Annotated in this window: 9 protein-coding genes; 6 read left to right on the top strand and 3 right to left on the bottom strand. The window is 74.3% G+C overall.

Annotation, left to right across the window (positions count from 1 at the left end; all coding sequences use genetic code 11):
• The 3 genes from AB0G28_RS40535 to AB0G28_RS40525 all read right to left on the bottom strand — a co-directional run.
• Positions 1–1,797: condensation domain-containing protein (locus tag AB0G28_RS40535; protein WP_361102445.1), on the bottom strand; the 1,797-nt coding region annotated here is incomplete at its 3' end.
• Positions 1,790–2,620, bottom strand: coding sequence for a sugar phosphate isomerase/epimerase family protein (locus AB0G28_RS40530; protein WP_361102442.1), 831 nt, complete (start codon positions 2,618–2,620; stop codon positions 1,790–1,792). The genes AB0G28_RS40530 and AB0G28_RS40535, both read right to left, overlap by 8 nt.
• On the bottom strand, positions 2,617–5,610 hold the full coding sequence (locus AB0G28_RS40525) for an amino acid adenylation domain-containing protein (protein WP_361102439.1): 2,994 nt from the start codon (positions 5,608–5,610) through the stop codon (positions 2,617–2,619). Before AB0G28_RS40525 ends, AB0G28_RS40530 begins: the two co-directional genes overlap by 4 nt.
• 329 nt (positions 5,611–5,939) lie before the next feature.
• Here AB0G28_RS40525 and AB0G28_RS40520 point away from each other — a divergent pair, with 329 nt between their 5' ends.
• Genes AB0G28_RS40520 through AB0G28_RS40495 form a run of 6 tightly spaced genes read left to right on the top strand, consistent with a single transcriptional unit; the run spans position 5,940 to position 18,641 of the window.
• Entirely contained in the window at positions 5,940–7,724 is a 1,785-nt protein-coding gene (locus AB0G28_RS40520) for a transcriptional regulator (protein ID WP_361102436.1), read from the top strand.
• Positions 7,721–9,640 carry a RiPP maturation radical SAM C-methyltransferase gene (locus AB0G28_RS40515; RefSeq protein ID WP_361102433.1) on the top strand — a complete coding sequence of 640 codons (1,920 nt, stop codon included), beginning with the start codon at positions 7,721–7,723 and terminating at the stop codon, positions 9,638–9,640. Before AB0G28_RS40520 ends, AB0G28_RS40515 begins: the two co-directional genes overlap by 4 nt.
• Positions 9,641–9,667: 27 nt before the next feature.
• On the top strand, positions 9,668–9,961 hold the full coding sequence (locus tag AB0G28_RS40510) for a phosphopantetheine-binding protein (protein WP_361102430.1): 294 nt from the start codon (positions 9,668–9,670) through the stop codon (positions 9,959–9,961).
• Positions 9,948–13,226: an AMP-binding protein gene (locus tag AB0G28_RS40505; RefSeq protein WP_361102427.1), complete on the top strand. Its 3,279-nt coding sequence runs from the start codon at positions 9,948–9,950 to the stop codon at positions 13,224–13,226. Before AB0G28_RS40510 ends, AB0G28_RS40505 begins: the two co-directional genes overlap by 14 nt.
• Entirely contained in the window at positions 13,223–16,087 is a 2,865-nt protein-coding gene (locus AB0G28_RS40500) for a beta-ketoacyl synthase N-terminal-like domain-containing protein (RefSeq protein WP_361102424.1), read from the top strand. Before AB0G28_RS40505 ends, AB0G28_RS40500 begins: the two co-directional genes overlap by 4 nt.
• A 1-nt stretch (position 16,088) precedes the next feature.
• A complete protein-coding gene (locus AB0G28_RS40495; RefSeq protein ID WP_361102421.1) occupies positions 16,089–18,641 on the top strand; it encodes an amino acid adenylation domain-containing protein in 2,553 nt (850 codons plus the stop codon).
• Positions 18,642–18,661: the final 20 nt, after the last annotated feature.

The raw sequence follows: 18,661 nt of genomic DNA, 5'->3' as shown, positions 1-18,661 counted from the left end.
CGTGTGGGGGGGGGCCGCGGGCGGCGGCCCCCCCCCCCGGGGGGGGGGGGGGCCCCCCCCCCCCCCCAACGCCACATTGGGTGCGTCAGACGCAACCAACGCCACATGGGGGCGCTTGGCTCCGGCCGCGCCGGACGTCGGACAACTTGCGACGCACGACACTACTTCCGCCGGGTGGACCGGCTCGGGCAGCCGCGGCGGCCTGCCCTCCCCCGCCGCGCGGTAGGTCTCGCCGATCTCGTCCGCGAGCCGGCGCAGCGACCAGCCGTCGAGCACGACGTGCGAGGCGCTCAGCGCGACCGTGGTCGCCCCGGTCCCGGAGGTGATCACCGCCGCTCGCGCCGGTGGCCCGGCGGCCAGGTCGAAGGGCTGCCAGAGCACCGCGTCGAGGTCCTTGTCCTGCTCGGTGCGCGACCGGCCGCGGCCGTCCACAAGCGACACTTCGGGGGCCGGGCCGTCGGTGCGGTAGACCAGTTCCCGGCGGGCGTGGTCGAGGCGGAACACCGAACGCAGCGCCGGGTGCCTGCCGAGCACGGACCGGATCGACGCGGCGAGCCGGGCGGCGTCCACCGGCCCGGTGTACTCCAGCACGAACGTCACGAGGTAGGCCTGCCGCAGGCCGGAAATCCGGTCGAGGAACCAGAGCCGCTGCTGGGCGGGCAACGCCGGGTACCACCCGTCGCCGGGGGTGACGGGCGAGCGCGGCAGTGGTTCGGCCGCGGTGTCCAGCAGCGCGCCGAGTCCCGTGACGGTGGGCTCGGCGAGGAAGTCCCGCAGCGCCACCTCGCCGTTCCAGCGTCGCGCCGCGTTGGCGACCATGCCGACCGCGAGCAGGGAATGCCCGCCGAGGCGGAAGAAGTCGGCGTCCGGTTCGCGCAGCGCGGCCCGCTGTGCCTCGCCGAACAGCCCCGCCGCCGACAGGGTCTCCGCGAACAGCTCCACCGCCCGCCGCCGTCCCGTCTCGGACGCTCGCGCCCGCGGCGACGGCGGCGGATCCGGCTCGGCCGGCGTGGCCAGCTTGAGTTCGCCGTCGCGGCCTCGCACGGCGCGATCCCCGGTCCGGCGCCGCCGTCGGTCGCCGGGCACCCCCGGGCCGAAGACCCACAGGTCTCCTTCGACCCCGTCGGGGAGTTCCTCGTCTCCGGCGCCGAGCACGTCCAGGCGGGTGTTCGGCACCGGCCGCAGCGATCCGCCGACGATGTCGGCCGCGAACCCGGGACACCCGGCGGCACGGTAGAAGGACCGGCCGTCGCGCTCGACGACGTCGGTGAGCACCAGGCTGGCACCGGAACACAGGCAGGCGAACGCCTCGACCACCGCCGCCGTGGCGGGAGCGAGCAGCCGGGAATCCGGGCCCAGCTCGTGCAGCCACGCCGTCGTGAGCGCCGCGTGCAGGAGATTTTCCTGCTCCCACACGACATTCTCGCCATCGGGCGAGACCAGGACCACCGCCGGAGCGCGCTCGTCGACCGGGACCGGCGCCACCGGCGGGCCCGGCTCCACGTCGGCCTCCCGGAGCACCTCGATCCCGGCCTGGTCGAGCAGCGCGAACGCGGCACCGGCCCGCAACACTCCCAGCCAGGCCGCGACCTGACGCGGGCCAGGCGAGATGGCGACGCCGACGACCGCACCGGGCCCCACACCGGCCGCCCGCAGCTTGGCGGTGGTTCCCCAGGCGAGCGCGTCGAGTTCCGCGTACGTGGCGGTCGAGCCGCCGCCCTCGACGGCGATGGCCGCGGGGTCCGCCAGCGCGAGGCTCGCCGCGACCATTTCGGGGACCGTCGTGGGTTCAGGCACGCGGCACCACCGCATCGGCGAAGAGCGACCGCGTGCCGCGGATCGCCCGCTCGACCTTCCGGAAGGCGTTCTCCGGATCCGCGAACGGGCCGACTTCGACCGCGATCGACCGTGCCCGCGCGGCCCGCAGCTGCGTGACGAAGGCGGGCAGGTCCGCGACGCCGTCACCGGGGGCGAGGTGCTCGTGGTAGCGGCCGTTCGAATCGGAGAAGTCGACGCTGTTGACCCGGCCGCTCAGCAGCGCCACCTCGGCGGCGGGCACCCCGCGGACCACCATGTGCGAGGTGTCGATGTTGGCCAGCACGGCTTCCGAGTCGACCTCGGTGATCAGCCTGGTCAGCGACGCGATGTCGTTGACCAGGGAGGTGTCGAGGGGTTCGAGCTCGACGCTGACCTCGACGCCGCGTGGTGCGGCGTAGTCGCCGATCCGGCGCACGGCGTCGACGAGCAGTTGCCACTGGGTCGCCGTCGGCCACATCGTGCGCCAGATCCATTCGCCGAGCAGGATCTTGAACACCGGGGCGCCCAGCTCGCGCGCCAGGTCGACGTGCCGCTCGGTGCGGACGATGTTCCATTCCCTGGCCACCTCGCGCGGGTCGTTGAGGCCGAAGGCGTGGCACTGCGCCATGGTCACCGGCACCCCGGCGGCCTCGACGTCGGTGCGCAGCGTGTGCAGCACCTCCGGCGTCATCTCCATGGCTTCCTCGGTGAGCGCGATCCAGTCCGCGCCGGCCTCCGCCGCGGCTCGCCAGGCGTCGCGGCCCAGCAGCGACGAGCCCATGAACGCCTGGTCGACGAGGATGCCGAGGGGCGAATCGATCACGGTGCGGGTTCCTTCCGGGAGGACGCCAAGCGCGCCAAGGCGTGCGAGGAGAGGTCGAGCCGGGCCTGCTGGGTGACGCGCCGCCGGGAGTGGGGTAGCTCGGCGACCGGGACGGCGGGGTTCCGGCAGGCCGCGCCGAGCAGGACGACGAACCCGTCGGCGAGCGCGGCGACCAGGTCGCGGGGGTAGCGTGCGGTGTCGTATTCGACGTGCCCGGTCAGGCCGCCGGGCCCGGCTTCGAGGAACACCGAGAAGTCGAACTTCGCCCACCCGGTGTCCGGTTCGTCGGCCGTCCGCCACGGCGCGGGCGGCTCGGTGCCGGTCTGCTGGAAGCTGAAGACGACCTGGACGAGCGGGCTGCGCCGGTCGGCGACCGCGGTCACCAGCCGGTCCAGGGGCAGCGATTCCGCGTCGAGCGCGGTCAGCACCTCGTCGGCGGTGGCCTCGCACAGCTGGGTGAACGTCTCGGCGTCGGCCACCTCGCAGCGGAGCGGGACGGTGTTGGCGAACAGCCCCACGAGGTCCTCGAGCTCCGGCCAGGGCCGGTTGGCCATCCCGGTGCCCAGCAGGAAGGCCGTCCGGCCCGACCACCGCCGGACGACGACGCCGAAGGCGGCGAGCAGCACGGCGAACGCCGTGACCCGCAGCCGGCGCGCCAGCTCGCGGACGTCCGTCCACAGGGGACCATCGAGGTCGAGCGGGTACCGGGCGCCCGGTCGCGGCCCGGCCACCGGTGGCCGGGGTCCGGGCCGCCGGTCGAGCGACAGATCGCCGACCAGGTCCCGCAGCCGCCCGGCACACTCGGCGACGCGGCTCGCCGTCTCGGGGCTGCCGGCCTCGGTCCGTTCCCGGACGGCGTAGGCGGAGAAGGCGATCTCGGTCGGCGGCAGCACGGGGACGTGCCCGGTCTCGGCGGCCCGGTAGGCGGTGGCCAGGTCGGCCAGGAGCACGTGGGCGGACCAGCCGTCGACCGCGATGTGGTGGGTGCGAAGCAGGACCAGGTCGCCGTCGGGGAGTCCGGGCCAGACCGTGCACCGCAGGGGCGGATCGGCTGAGGGATCGATCGGGACGGCCGCGCACCGCTCGGCCTCCTCGGCGGCATCTGCCGGACCGACGGGGCCCGCCGCACGCCGCCCGATGTCGGCGGCACTGTCCGGCTCGATCGGGCCCGCCGCACACCGCTCGGCCTCCTCGGCGGCATCGGCCGGACCGACGGGGCCCGCCGCGCTCCGCCCAGCCCCGTCGGCGGCACCGTCACGCACCTCGACTTCCACACCGGCCGGCTCGTGGATCACCTGCACCGGCCCTCCGTCCTCGAGCCGGTAGGTGGTGCGCAGCGGCTCGTGCCGGGCCACCACCGCGGCGAGCGCGACGGACAGCGCGGCCCGATCCACCGCCCCACGCCAGCGCAGCAGGATCGGCGTCGCGTACGCCGCCGTCCCGGGTTCGGCGGCCTCGACGAACCAGAGCCGTTCCTGCGCGGTCGACAGCGGGGCCGTCCGCTCGCCGGCGGACAGCCGGGTCCGGTCGAGCTTCCCCGTCGACGTCAGCGGGAGCTCGGGCAGCCGGACCCAGCGGGCGGGCACCATGTACTCCGGCAGCCGGTCCCGCAGTGCCTCGGACAAGCCCGCGGTGGGCCCCACAACGTAACCGGTGAGATGGGCGAGCGGCCCCTCGCCGGTCTTCTCCACCGCCACGGCCGTCACCAGCCCGGTGGCCAGCACCGCCGCCTCGACCTCGGCGAGTTCGACCCGGAACCCGCGCAGCTTCACCTGCCGGTCGACGCGGCCGAGGAACTCGATCGCCCCGTCGCCGCGGCGGCGGACCCGGTCGCCGGTGCGGTACCAGGGTCCCTTGCCGCCGGGGACGGCCTCGCCTGGGAAGAAACGCGCGGCGGTCTCCTCCGGGCGGCCGAGGTAGCCCATCGCCACCCCGGGCCCGCCGATCCACAGCTCGCCTTCGGCCGCCGGAACGCGGTCGTCGTCGAGGACGCACAGCCACGTGTTCTGCAGCGGGTACCCGATCGGCACGCGTCCGTCGACGGTTTCCGGCGTGCATTCGTAGAACGTGGCGAAGGTCGTGGCCTCGGTCGGGCCGTAGGCGTTGACCAGCCTGCCGGGCGGGTCCGCGTCGAGCACCCGCCGCACGACGGCCGGGTCCATCGTGTCGCCGCCGACCAGCAGCGTGGCCACCGAGGCGAACGCCGACGGCTCGGCGCGGGCGATCAGGTCGAACAGCGCGGAGGTGAGGAACAGGGCGCTGATCCGGTACCGCACCAGCAGGTCGCCCCACGTGCCGAGGTCGACCTGCCCGGCCGCGGGCGGGACGACCACGGTCGCGCCCGCGGCGAGCGTGCTCCAGACCTCGAAGGTCAGCGCGTCGAACGCCGGGTTCGCCAGCTGGGCGACCCGGTCACCGGGACCCAGCGGGCAGTAGGCGGCCGAAACCACCAGGCGCAGCACCGCGCGGTGGGGCACCACGACCCCTTTGGGCGCCCCGGTGGAACCGGAGGTGTAGGCGACGTACAGCGGCGTCTCGGGATCGAAGCGCGCCGGTCCGGACCAATCGCCACGCACCGCGGTGACGTCCAGCACCGGGACGTCCGGCAGCGGTGGCCAGCCCGGCCCCCGGACGACCACGGCGCAGGCCGCCTCCGCCAGAACGGCCGCGGTGCGCCCCGGTGGCGCGAGCGCGTCGAGCGGCACATACGCCGCGCCGAGCCGCGCGATGGCGAGCAGGGTGACGACCAGCGCGGCCGAACGGTCCACGGCCACCGCGACGCGGTCACCCGCCCCGACTCCGCGGGCCGCCAAGGCCGCGGCCAGGCCCGAAGAACGCGCCCAAAGCTGTTCGTAGGTGAGGTCTCCGTCGGCGGCGGAGACGGCGAGCGCGCCCGGCTCGGCCTCGACGCGGTCGGCGACGAGGTGGTGGATCCCCCGGTCCGCCGGCAGCGCGACCACCACGCCGTGCTGCGTCACGGAAGTACTCACCCGCCATTCCCCCGTTCAGTCCTGCCGCCTCGATTGACCTCACCCGAACGGCCGATTTACCGCCATTCGAATATGTTTCAGCCACTCGATTTCGCGCTCTCCTCAACACACTGGCGGGTGCCGCTGAGCGCGCGCTGAATGATCGCTGAGTTCCCGTCGAAAGCAGGTCCAGCGCGCGCTATCATCGCCGCGGCAAGTGTTTCCACTCCTCTTGGGACAGGCCAGGCGACCCGGACCGGGCATCCGAAATCCGACGAATTCCTTGAATTCACCGGCATCGGGATGCGACGCTCTCAGGTCGAAAGCGCCGGAATACGGCCGGGGGTCAAATGGAATTCGGGCTGTTGGGTCCGATCGCGATCTGGCACGAGGGTCGCCAGCTCGCGCTGGGCAGTGCGCAGCGCCGCTGCGTACTGGCCATGCTGCTGCTGCAGCCCGGCCAGGTGGTGCCCATGCAACGGCTGCGCGAGGCGCTGTGGCCGGGCAGGCACGTGCCCGGCACCGCCCGGAACGCCATCCAGGGCTGCGTGTCACAGTTGCGGAGCACCCTGGCCGCGGATCCCGCGATCCGGCTCGTCCACCGCCAGCCCGGCTACCTGCTCGACGTCGATCCGCAGCGGATCGACCTGTACCGCTTCCGGGAGCTGGTGGCCGCCGCGAAGGAGACCGCCGACGACCACGCCCAGGCCGCGCTGCTCGGCCGGGCGCTCAGCCACTGGCGCGGCGAACCACTGGCCGGCGTCGAGGACTCGACCATCACCGCGGCCGTCCGTTCCGCGCTCACCGACGAGCGGCTCGACGCCGAGGAGCAGTGGGTCGAAGCGCGGCTGAGGCTGGGGCACCACCGTGAGGTCACCGGCGAGCTCACCGTGCTGGTGGCCGCGAACCCGCTCCGGGAACGCCTGCGGGGGCTGCACATGCTCGCGCTGTTCCAGTCCGGCCGGCACGCCGAAGCACTGCGTGCCTTCGCCGATGCCCGGTCGGTGCTCGTCGACGAGCTGGGCATCGAACCCGGCCCGGAGCTGCAGCGCCTGCAACAGCGCATCCTCGCCGCCGACCGGACGCTGCTGAAGTCCCCGCAGCCACGGGAACCGCTCGTGCCGGTGCCGCGGCAGCTGCCCGCGCCGCCGGGCCTGCTGGCCGGCCGGGACGAGGAGCTCGCCGCGCTGCACGCGGCCGTCGCCGATCCGCGGGGTACCGGCGTGGTCACCGTCGAAGGCGCGGCGGGCACCGGGAAGACCGCGCTCTGCGTCCACTTCGGACATCAGAGCGCCGACGCGTTCCCCGACGGCCAGCTGCACCTCGACCTGCACGGGCACACCGGCCCCGGTCCCCTGCCGGCCGCCGAGGCACTCGCCCGGCTGCTGCGCGGGCTCGGCCGCCCGCCCGCACCCGGGGCCACCAGCGAACAGGAGCTCGGCGCGGCCTACCGGTCCGCGCTCGTCGGCAAGCGGATGCTGATCCTGCTGGACGACGCGCGCGACGCCGACCAGGTCCTCCCGCTGCTCCCGGGCGCCCCGGGGTGCCTCGTGCTGGTCACCGGCCGGGCCGGGCTCGCCGCGGTGGACGCCGGGCTCCGGCTGCGTCCCGCCCCGCTGGCGGAGTCCGCGGCACTGGCCGTGCTGGCGCACTGGGCGGGCGCGGACCGGATCGCGGCCGAGCCCGCCGCGGCCGCCGCCATCGCGGCCGCGTGCACCGGGCTGCCGCTGGCGCTGCGGATCGCCGGTGCGCGCCTGGCCGCCCGGCCCGGCCTCCCGATCTCGGCACTCACCAGCAGGCTGACCGATCCGCACCGCCGGCTGGACGAGCTGCGGGCCGGTTCGCACTCGGTCCGCGCGGCGTTCTCCGCGAGCCTGCGGGTCCTCGACGCCGGCGACGAGGCGGACCGGCTCGCCGCGCGGGCGTTCCGCCACGCCGGCGACGGCACGGTGCCCGGGATGTCCGCGGCGGACACCCACGCCGCGGCCGAGCGGCTCGTCGACCACCACCTGCTGGAGCCGGCGGGCCCCGGCCGGTACCGGATGCCGGAGCTGCTCCGGCTCTACGCCGCCGAACTCAGCTGCACCGAATCCCCGCCGAAGCCCCCACCCGAATCCCCGGAGGGATCCCGATGACCCGGATCGTGCTCGTCACCATGCCCTTCGCGGACTGGCGCAAGCCCTCGTTCGCGCTCAGCCAGCTCGCCGCGCTGACCCGCCGCGAGTTCGGCGACGCGGTCGAGGTCGACGTCCGCTACCTCAACTTCGAGTTCGCCGAATACCTCGGCATCGACACCTACGACGCGATCGCGGACGGCGTCGGGCACCTGATGACCGGGATCGGCGAATGGCTGTTCCGGCCGGTGGCGTTCCCCGAGGAGCCGGACAACGCCGAGGATTACTTCCGCCGCTACTACCTGGGCGCGCAGTGGCAGGAGTTCCGCGAGCGGATCGTCGAGCGCCGCGCCGGGATCGCGGACTTCTGCGCGGAGCTCGCCGAGCGCCACGACCTGTACTCCGCCGACGTCGTCGGGTTCACCTCGATGTTCGCCCAGCACGTGGCCAGCATCGGGATGGCCAAGGTGATCAAGAACCGCAACCCGGACGCGCTGACGCTGCTGGGCGGGGCCAACTGCGAGGCCCCGATGGGCGCGGTCATCGCGCAGGAGGTCGAGGCGATCGACGCGGTGTTCTCGGGACCTGCCCTGCACACCTTCCCGCAGTTCGTGCGGCAGCTGCTGGACGGCACTCCCGAAGGCCTGCACGCGATCCCGGGTGTGCTGACGGCGGAGAACTGCCACGATCCCGCCTACCGCGACACCGTCGGGCGGGAGCGCGACATCGACGACTTCTTCACCCCCGACTACACGGGCTTCGTCGCGAGTTTCGACGCCCACCGGGACCGGCTCGGCGGGCTGGAGACGGCGAAACCGATCCTGTTCTTCGAAACGTCGCGGGGCTGCTGGTGGGGCCAGCGCTCGCACTGCACGTTCTGCGGGCTCAACGGTCTCGGCATGGCCTACCGCTCGATGGCGCCGGAGCACGCCCGCGCGCAGTTCGAGTGGCTGTTCGACGAGTTCAGCCCGTGGTGCGACGAGTTCGTCTGCACCGACAACATCATGCCGAAGTCCTACCCGAAGGAAGTGTTCGCGAAGCTCGACCCACCGCCGGGCGTCTCCCTGTTCTACGAGATCAAGGTCCCGATGAGCGAGCACGACATGACCGTGCTGAGCCAGGCCAGGGTGACCCGGATCCAGCCGGGCATCGAAGCGCTGTCCACCGGGACGCTCAAGCTGATGAACAAGGGCACCACGGCGTTCCTCAACCTGCAGTTCCTGCGCAGCTGCCTCGGCCACGGCATCACGCCGGAGTGGAACCTGCTGCTCGGTTTTCCCCGGGAGCCGGAGGAGGTCTACGCCAAGTACGTCGAAGACATCCCGCTGCTGACCCACCTGCCGCCGCCGAACGGCACGTTCCTGGTGCGGTTCGACCGCTTCAGCCCCTACTACACGCAGGCCGACGAGTACGGGCTCGAGCTGACCCCGATGGACTTCTACCCGCTGATCTACCCGTTCTCCGACGAGCAGATCGCGCGGATGGCCTACTTCTTCACCGACCGCCGGGTTTCGCCGTACATGCGGCATTCGATCACCTGGCTGCGGCCGGTCACCGAGCAGGTCGAGTACTGGCAGACGCGCTGGGCCGACCGGGAAGTCCCGCCGGAACTGGTGCTGCGGTCGGACGCCGGCGAGCACTGGGTGCACGACACCCGGGACGGCACGGTCCGGACGGTCCCGATCGAGCCCGCGCTGCTGCCGCTGCTGCGCCGCCTGTCCGCGCCGGTCAAGGCGGACCGCCTGGCCGCCGACCTCGACCGGCCCGCCGAAGTCGTCGCCGCCCAGCTCGCCTACCTGCACAGCCACCGCTTGCTCTTCGGCGAAGGCGATCGGGTGATGAGCCTGGTCGTGCCGCCGCCGGGCGAACCGGCCCCCGAACCGGAACCCGCTGTCACGGCGCGGCGCGAGCTGCCGCTGGTCCAGGTGCGGCGCTGAACCGGTTCCGGGGAAAGGGAAAGCCAGATGCAACCACCAGACCGTCCGGCGGACCTCGGCGAGCCGCTCGGGCCGCGGACCGACCTCGAGTCGGAGCTCCTCGAGCTCTGGGCGGACCGGGTCGAGGTCCGGCCGCTCGGCGTGACGGACCACTTCTTCGCCCTCGGCGGCGATTCGCTGCAGGCGGTCCGGCTCGTGGCGGCCGCGCAGCGGCGGTACGGCGTGCGCATCGACCGGCGGCGGCTGTTCGCGTCGTTCACGGTCACCACCATGGCCGAGTTGCTCGGTGAAGTCTTCGGGAGGACGCATGACCCGGCTTGAGGAGTGGCTGCCGCTGGTCGGCGCGGTGACCGGAACGCCGGCCGCCGACGTCGCGGGCCGCCTCGGCGACACCTCGTTCGTGGCCCTCGGCGGAAGTTCCCTGGACGCCATCGAGCTGCTCGCGCTCGGCCAGCGGCACCTGCGGTCCAGTGTGGACAGCGCACGGCTGATCGGCCCGGAGCCGCTCGGCACCGTGCTGGCGGCGGCCACGCCGTACCTGGCGCCGCCGCCACCGGCGGACCCGGAGCCGGACCGGCCCCTGCTGCCGGGCCAGCGGGTGATGCTCGCCGCGCACCTGGCCGGCACCGACCGGCCGTACCACCTGATGTTCAGCCTCGAGACGCCCGACCCGCTCGACGAGGACCGCACCACGGCGGCGCTGGCGGAGCTGGTGGCCCGCCACGAGTCGCTGCGGACGATGTTCGTGGCCGACGGGACGGCCCAGTGCCGGCGTGTCCTGCCGCCCACCGAGCGGCCGCGGATCCTCCGCCAGCATCTGCCGTCCGTCCACAGTGTCCAGACCGCTCACGAGCTCTACGCGAGGGCGAGTGACGCGCTGCTCCGGCCGTTCGAGCGGCCGCCGGTGGTGTTCGTGCTCGGCCGGGCCGGCCGCGGCAGCGTGCTGACCATGCTGGTCCACCACGTCCTGGCCGACGGGTGGAGCATCGGGCTGCTCTGGCGTCAGTTCGGCGAGCTGTACCGCGGCGAGGCGGCCGCCCCCGGCCGGTCCCCGGACCAGGTCGCCGACCGGCACGCGGAGCTGAGGTCCTCGGGCGCGCTGGACGAGATCACCGCCCGCGCGGTCGATCGGCTGGCCGGGGCGCCGACCGTGGTGTCGCTGCCGGCCGACGCGCCGCGCCCGCCGGAGTCCGACGGCCGCGGCGCCCGGCTCGTTTTCCCCCTCCCCGAGCCGCTCGCCACCGCGACCGGGGCGCTGGCCGCCCGGTGCGGGGTCACGACCACCGCGGTGCTGATGACGGCGTGGGCGCTGACCGTCGCCCGGCGGACCGGCCTCACCGACCTGTTGCTCGGGCTGCCGGTGTCGGGCCGGTTCGGCGCCGGCACGGCCGGCGTCGTCGGGCTCTGCACCCGGGTCGTGCCGGTCCGGTGCCGGATCGACGACGGCGACAGCGCCGAAGCCTGCGTGCGCGGGATCAGCGCGGCGATCGCCGCCGCGACCGGCGGCGCCGACGTGCCCTTCGAACACCTCGTCGCCGCGCTCGGCGAGGATCCCGATCCGGCTCGCAATCCCGTGGCCCAGATCGGGTTCGCCGCGCACGACCAGCTCGTCCCCGAGTGGATCGGACCGGGCTGGCGCGTGCACGAAGGCCACTGCGGCGGGTCGGTGTTCGACGCGCTGCTCTACGTCCAGGCCTGGTCCGGCGGGCCCCGGCTGGCACTGGAGTACGCGACTTCGGTGCTGAGCCCGGCCGACGCCGGCGACCTCGCCGAGTCCTTCGAAGCCGGGCTGACCGAGCTGACGGCGTATCCCCGGCGTCGGCTGGGCCGCGCGCGGACGATCTCCGCGGACCAGCGTGCCCGCCTCGATCGCCTGGGCACCGGCACGCCCGTCGACAGCGACGGCGACCTCTGGCACGCGTTCGAGCGCGCGGCCGCCGCCGCACCGGACGCCGTGGCGATCAGCGACACGCACGCCGACGTCACCCTGACCTACGCGCAGCTGCACGGCTTCGCCTCGGCGCAGGCCCGGCAGCTCGCCGAGGCCGGCGTCGAGGCGGGTGACCGGGTGCTGATCGACCTGCCGCGGTCGGCGAGCGAAGCCGTCGGTGTGCTCGCGACGCTGTGTCTCGGCGCGAGCTACGTCGCCATCGATCCGGCGGCCACCCGGGAATGGCGCACGCACGTGCTGGCGACCGCGGCGCCGAAGGCCCGGATCGGGCCGGAGACGGCGATCGACCTCACCGGGCCCGTCCCGGCCGGCCGCCCTCTGCCGGAGGTCACCGGGAAGACGGCTTACATCGCGTACACCTCCGGCTCGACCGGTCTGCCGAAGGGTGTCGTCGTCACCCACCGCGGCGTGCTGCGGCTGGCCGCCGACCCGGACCTGTTCGTCCCGGCCGCGGACACCCGGATGCTCCGCATGGCGCCCCTGGCCTTCGACGCCTCCACGCTCGAACTCCTGGTCCCGCTGGTGAGGGGGGACACCGTCGAGGTGTACCCGCCGGGCGAGCCCGCGCCCGCCGCGCTGGCCGGGTTCCTCCACGACCGTCCGGTCACCCACGTCTGGCTGACGTCGGGTCTGTTCCGGATCGTGGCCGAACACCGCCCGGACGCCTTCCGCGGAGTGCGTCAGCTGTTCACCGGCGGCGGCGTGGTGTCGCCGCCGCACGTGCGGCGCGTCCTGGACCACTGCCCCGGGCTGCGGGTGACCAACGGCTACGGCCCCACCGAGAACACGACGTTCACCACGACGCACACCGTCGACGGTGCCCACCAGGTCGGGCCCGACCTGCCGATCGGGCGGCCGGTCGCCGGGACCGGCGTGGTGCTCCTCGACGCCGGCGGCGGGCTGGTCCCGCCGGGCGGGCTCGGCGAGCTGCACACGACCGGCGCCGGGCTCGCCGACGGCTACCTGGACGATCCCGCCCGGACCGGCGAGGTCTTCACCGGCCCGCCGTCGACCGGCCTCCGGACGTACCGGACCGGCGACCTGGCCCGCTGGGGCACCGACGGCACGCTCCACTTCCACGGGCGCCACGACCGGCAGGTCAAGATCGCGGGCCACCGGGTCGAGCTGGCCGACGTCGAGCGGCGGATCGCGAGCCGGGACGGCGTGCTCGACGCGCTGGTGTTCCTGTCCGGCGAGGACCGGCTGTGCGCGGCGGTCCGGACCGGCGGCGCGTCGCTGGCCACGATCCGGCAGGCCGTCGAGGCCGAGCTGCCGGCCTACGCGCGCCCGCAACGGTGGCTGCCCGTCACCGAGTTCCCCCTCACCCGCAACGGCAAGGTGGACCTCCGGGCGCTGTCCGCCGAAACGCTGCCGGCGCTCGCCACGACGACCGCCGAAGACGACGTCGCCGCGTTGGAGAAGGTCATCGCGGACGCCTGGACGACGGTGCTCGGCACTGACGACTTCGACCACGACGAGGCGTTCTTCGACGTCGGCGGCGACTCGCTCCGGCTCGCCCTGGTCCGCCACCAGCTCCGGGAACGGCTGCCGGAGCAGCCGCTGCCGCTGGTGGACCTGTACCGCTTCCCGACCGTCGAATCCCTGGCGCGGCACCTGGCGGGCATCGACACATGAGCGGGGCGGACATCGCGGTAATCGGGTTCGCCTGCCGGTTCCCCGGCGCGGACGACGTCTGGCGGTACTGGTCGAACATCGAGGCGGGCCGCGTCTCGATCACCACCATGAGCCGGGACGAACTGCTGCGCAACGGCGTCGGCGAGTCCGAAGTGGACGATCCGTGGTACGTGCCGTCCCGTGGCCGGATCGACGGCCCGGGCCGGTTCGACGCGGACTTCTTCGGCATCACGCCGAAGGACGCGGCCCTGATGGACCCGCAGCACCGCTTGCTGATGCAGACCGCGTGGGAGGCGCTCGAAACGGCCGGGCTGACGACGAACCGCCCGTTCGGCCGGATCGGCGTGTTCGCCGGCTCCGGGTTCGGCCACTACCTCGTCGACGCCGTGCTGAAGGATCCGGACGTCGCCGGCTCGCACGGCCTGCTCGCGGCGGTGCTCGGCAACGAAAAGGACCACCTGGCCGCGAAGCTCGCCTACCGGCTGGACCTGGGCGGACCGGCCGTGACCGTGCAGACCGCGTGCTCGACGTCGCTGGTCGCGGTGCACCTGGCCCGGCAGAGCCTGCTCGCGGGTGACGCGGACGTCGTGCTCGCCGGCGGGGTCTCCGTGCCGTTCCCGCAGGACACCGGCTACCTGTACGAGCCGGGCGGGGTCCTGTCGCCGGACGGCGGCTGCCGGCCGTTCGACGCGACCGCCGCCGGCACCGTGCCGGGCGGCGGCGTCGGCGTGGTGGTGCTGAAGCGCCTCGACGACGCGGTCCGAGACGGCGACCTGGTGTACGCGGTGGTCAAGGGCTCGGCGATCAACAACGACGGCGGCGCCAAGGCCGGGTACACCGCGCCCGGGGTGCGTGGCCAGGTCGACGTGCTCAGCCGGGCCTACGCGAACGCCGCGGTGGAACCGGAGACCGTCGGCTATCTCGAAGCGCACGGCACGGCGACCGAGGTCGGCGACGCGATCGAGCTCGCCGCGCTGTCGGAGGTGTTCGGCGGCCGTGACCGGCCCTGTTCGCTCGGCTCGGTGAAGGCCAACGTGGGGCACCTCGACGCCGCGGCGGGCGTGGCCGGGTTCATCAAGGCGGTGCTGGCGCTGCACTTCGAGCGGATCCCGCCGATGGCGGGCCTGACCCGGCCGCGGGCCGAGATCGCCGACGGCACCACGTTCACCCTGGACCGCCGGGCACGCAAGTGGACGGACTCCCGGACCCGGCGCGCCGCCGTCAGCGCCTTCGGTCTCGGCGGGACCAACGCGCACGTCGTCCTGGAGGAAGCGCCGGCCCGGACCGGTCTCGCGCCGCGGCCGCGGCAGGCGACCGCGGTCCTGCCCGTCTCCGCGCGTACCGCGGCCGAGCTCGAGGCGGCGAAGGCCAGGCTCGCGGCTCACCTGCGCACGGCGAACGACGTGTCGGTCCACGACGTGGCCCTGACGCTCCAGTCGCACCGCCGTCACTTCCCGTACCGGCACGCCGTCGCCGCCGAAGACGTGCCGTCCGCCGTCGCGCGGTTGACCGATCCGGCCGGCGGACCGGCCGTGAAGCGCCCGAACCCGGTGTTCCTGTTCCCGGGGCAGGGCTCCGAATACGCCGGGATGTCGGCGGAGCCCTACGCCGGCCAGCCGTCGTTCCGGTCCGATGTGGACAGTCTCGCCGAGGCGGCCACCGGCGTCCTCGGGTTCGACCTCCGCGAAGTCCTCCTGGATCCGGGCGCGCCCGCCGAGCGCGTCCACCGCACGGACGTCGCCCAGCCCGCGCTGCTCGTGCACGAATACGCGCTCGGGCGCCTGCTGGTGTCCTGGGGTGTCCGGCCCGCCGTCCTGATCGGCCACTCCGCCGGCGAGTACGCCGCCGCCTGCCTGGCCGGCGAGCTGGACGTCGAGGACGCGCTGCACCTCGTGGCCCTGCGGGGTTCGCTCATGCAGGCCGCCCCACCGGGCCGGATGCTCGCCGCGCTCACCGGCGAGGCGGTCGCCCGGCGGCAGGCCCGCGAGATCGGCGGCCTCGACCTCGCCGCGGTGAACGGCACCGACAACGTCGTCCTCTCGGGCACCGAGCAGGCGATCGACGAGCTGCGGGCGCGTTTCGACCGCCTCGGCGTGCGGCACCGGATGCTCCCCGCCCGCCGGGCGTTCCATTCCCGGATGATGGCCGACGCCGCCGACGGGCTCCGGCGTGCGCCGGCCGCGGCTCGCGGCCGGGACAGGCGGATCGACGTCGTCAGCGCACTCGACGGCACACTGCTCCCCCGCGGCACCCGCCGCGACGCCGGTTACTGGGCCGACCAGGTCGTCGCGCCGGTGCGGTTCCTCGAGGCGCTGCGAACCGGCCTGGCGACGGCGAATCCGGTCCTGGTCGAGGTCGGGCCCGGCAAGGCGCTCACCGCGGCCGCGCGGGCACTGCCCGAGGCGCGTGACGCCGCCAAGATCACGGTGCAGCCGGGCCGGACGAGCCCGGTCGTGGCCGCCGCCGGCGCGTTGTGGGCGGCCGGGGTGCACGTCCGCTGGGACGACGTCCGGCAGAGCGCGGCCGCCCGGATCCCGCTGCCGACGTACCCGTTCGCCCGCAACGAATACCTGCTGCGGCCCCCGGCCGCCGAGCCGGTGCCGGTGGCCGAGCCGGCCGAGCCGGCTTCCGAGCCCGTTCTGGCGCAGGTCATCGAGGTGTGGCTGGACCTGCTCGGGACCGCCGGAGTGCTCCCCGGGTCGGACTTCTTCGACCTCGGCGGCGAGTCGCTGCTGTTCGTCCGGATGGTGGCGCGGCTGCAGCGGCGGTTCGGCGTCCCACTCGACGTGGACGCACTGGCGGCCACCCCGACCCCCGCGGCGATCGCCGCGGTCATCACCGCCGCACCGGAACGGAACTGACATGGCACCGACCGTGGAGCAGCTGACCGGCCACAGTGGATCGCCGGCCGTCGTCGTCACGGACTTCCAGCCGCTGTCGGCGCAGCGGTCGCTGGCCGCGGAGCTGAGCGCGGCCGGCGCGGACCTGACGATCCTGCGCATCGACGCGGTCCGCGACCTGGCGGGCGGCTCTTCCTATCGCGGCCTGGACGATCTGGCCGAAACCTACGCCGGGCTGCTGGCGGGCGCGGAGATCGGCTGTGTCGTCGGCTACTGCAGTGCCTCCGGGCTGGCCGAACGGATCGCCGCGCGGCTCGGCGGGCTGCCGGTCGTGCTCGTCAAGCCCACCCGGCCGACGTTCGCGCAGGCTGTCGACGACTTCGGCGGCTTCGCGGCGAAGCTGGGTTCGTCCGCCGACGGCACCTCGTTCGACCCCGCGCGAGGCGCGCCGGAAACACATGCCGCGATGAACCGCGAACTCGCGGCCGCCCTGGCGGCGTGGGCGCTGGCCGAGGACATCGACGCCGACGAAGTGGAGCTGCTGGAGACCGAGCTGCTCGCCCGGTTCGACGGCTGGCTCGGCTTCCTCCTGGCCGCCGCGCAGCACCCCGACCCGCTGCCCCGCCGGGACGTCGTCCCCGGCGCCGAGCTGGACGACGACATGGTGACGGCGACCCTGACCGCGATCGAACGGGTCCGCGCCGAGCGCGCCCTCGGCGTCGACGGCGACACCCTGCTGGGTGCCGCGTGCGCGGTGCTGGTCCACCGCGTCACGGGCCGCGAGCGGGTCGTGGTCGGGCACGGTGAGCGCCGGAGCGCCGTGCGGCTCGGCCCGGACACGACGTTCCGCGAGGTGCTCGACCGGTTCCACCCGCCAGGCCGGGAGGAGGACGGCTGCGACGTGGTCGTGCGGGAGAGTGCCGTCACCACGGACCGGACCGGGGTGGTGACCGACGAACGGCTCGCCACCGTGCTGCCCGCCCTCGTCCGGCACCCCGACCGGCCGATCCGCCGGGCCGGGCTCGTCGGCGCGCGGGAACGGGAGCGGCTGCTCGCCTTCAACCCCGCGAGCACGCCCTTTCCGGACCGGCCGGTGCACGAAGTGATCCGTGACCAGGCCCGGCGGTCACCCGAGCGGGTCGCCGTCCGCCTCGGCCCGGCCGAACTCACCTACCGTGAGCTGCTCGGTCAGGCCGAGGCCGTGGCGGACCGGCTGCGCGAGGAGGGCGTCGAACCGGGCCGCGTGGTCGCGCTCTGTGCCGAACGCAGCCCGGCCATGGTCGTCGCGATCCTCGGCATCCTGCTGGCCGGGGCGGCCTACCTCCCGCTGGACGGCACCCATCCCCCGGCCCGGCTGACCGCGATGGCCGGCACCGCCGGGGCCGCGGCGGTGCTGGCCGACGACCACAACCGGGCCGCGGTCGCCGGGCTCGGCCCGGCTCAGTACACAGTGGACGGACGACCCACCGGCACCGGCCGGGTCCGGCCGGCCACGGCGCCGCCGTCCACCGGCAGCGCGTACGTCATGTTCACCTCCGGGTCGACCGGCACCCCGAAGGGGGTCGAGATGACCCACCGGAGCCTCGCGAACCGGCTGGCCTGGATGCAGGACACCTACCGGCTGACCGAAGAGGACGTCGTGCTCCAGAAGACGCCGTACACGTTCGACGTCTCGGTCTGGGAGCTCCTGTGGCCGCTGATGGCCGGCGCCCGGCTGGTGCTCGCCGAGCCGGGCGCGCACGCCGATCCGGAGGCGATCGTCGAGGTGATCCGGCGCGAACGGGTGACCACCGTGCACTTCGTGCCGTCGATGCTGGCTTTGTTCGCGGCCGAACCGGGGGTCGCCGCCTGCCGGTCGCTGCGGACGGTGATCTGCAGTGGCGAAGTCCTGCCGCCGCGGACGGTCAACAAGCTGACCTCGGTCCTGCCGGTGCCGGTGCACAACCTGTACGGCCCCACCGAGGCGGCGATCGACGTCACCGCGTGGCCCTGCCGCCGTCCCGAACCGGACACCGGCGTGCCGATCGGACGGCCGATCGCGAACGTCGCGGTCTACCTGCTCGACGAGGAGCGGCGCCTGGCCCCGCTCGGCGGCCGCGGCGAGCTGTACCTCGGCGGCGAATGCCTCGCCCGCGGCTACGCCGGCCGCCCCGACCTCACCGCGGACCGCTTCGTCGAAGTCGCCGTGGCGGGCGCGCCGGAACGCGTGTACCGCACGGGCGACCTCGGCTGGTGGACCCCGGACGGCTGCCTGCACTACGCCGGCCGCACCGACGGCCAGGTGAAGATCGGCGGCAGGCGGGTGGAGCTGGGCGAGATCGAAGCCGTGCTGCGCGGGCACGGCCGCGTCGGCAACGCGGCGGTCGTCCTGCGCGGCGACGTCCTCGTCGGTTACGTCGTCCCCGAAGGCGAGCCGCCCGACGAGGCCGAGCTGCGCGACCACCTGGCCGGGCACCTGCCGGGTTACATGGTGCCCGCCCGGTTCGTGGTGATCCCGCGCGTGCCGACGACGGCCAACGGCAAGCTCGACCGGGCCGCCCTGCCCGAACCGGGCCGCCGGCGGCGAACGTCTTGAACGACTCGTTCAGGTCATCG

Origin of the sequence: Amycolatopsis sp. NPDC021455, from assembly GCF_040640995.1 — a bacterium.
Taxonomy (GTDB): Bacteria; Actinomycetota; Actinomycetes; order Mycobacteriales; family Pseudonocardiaceae; genus Amycolatopsis.
This window is presented reverse-complemented; position numbering and strand designations above follow the sequence as displayed.

Coding starts and splice junctions, on each gene's coding strand:
- AB0G28_RS40515 (WP_361102433.1), top strand. CDS start 7,721: ATGACCCGGATCGTGCTCGTCACCATGCCCTTCGCGGACTGGCGCAAG.
- AB0G28_RS40500 (WP_361102424.1), top strand. CDS start 13,223: ATGAGCGGGGCGGACATCGCGGTAATCGGGTTCGCCTGCCGGTTCCCC.
- AB0G28_RS40505 (WP_361102427.1), top strand. CDS start 9,948: ATGACCCGGCTTGAGGAGTGGCTGCCGCTGGTCGGCGCGGTGACCGGA.
- AB0G28_RS40520 (WP_361102436.1), top strand. CDS start 5,940: ATGGAATTCGGGCTGTTGGGTCCGATCGCGATCTGGCACGAGGGTCGC.
- AB0G28_RS40495 (WP_361102421.1), top strand. CDS start 16,089: ATGGCACCGACCGTGGAGCAGCTGACCGGCCACAGTGGATCGCCGGCC.
- AB0G28_RS40510 (WP_361102430.1), top strand. CDS start 9,668: ATGCAACCACCAGACCGTCCGGCGGACCTCGGCGAGCCGCTCGGGCCG.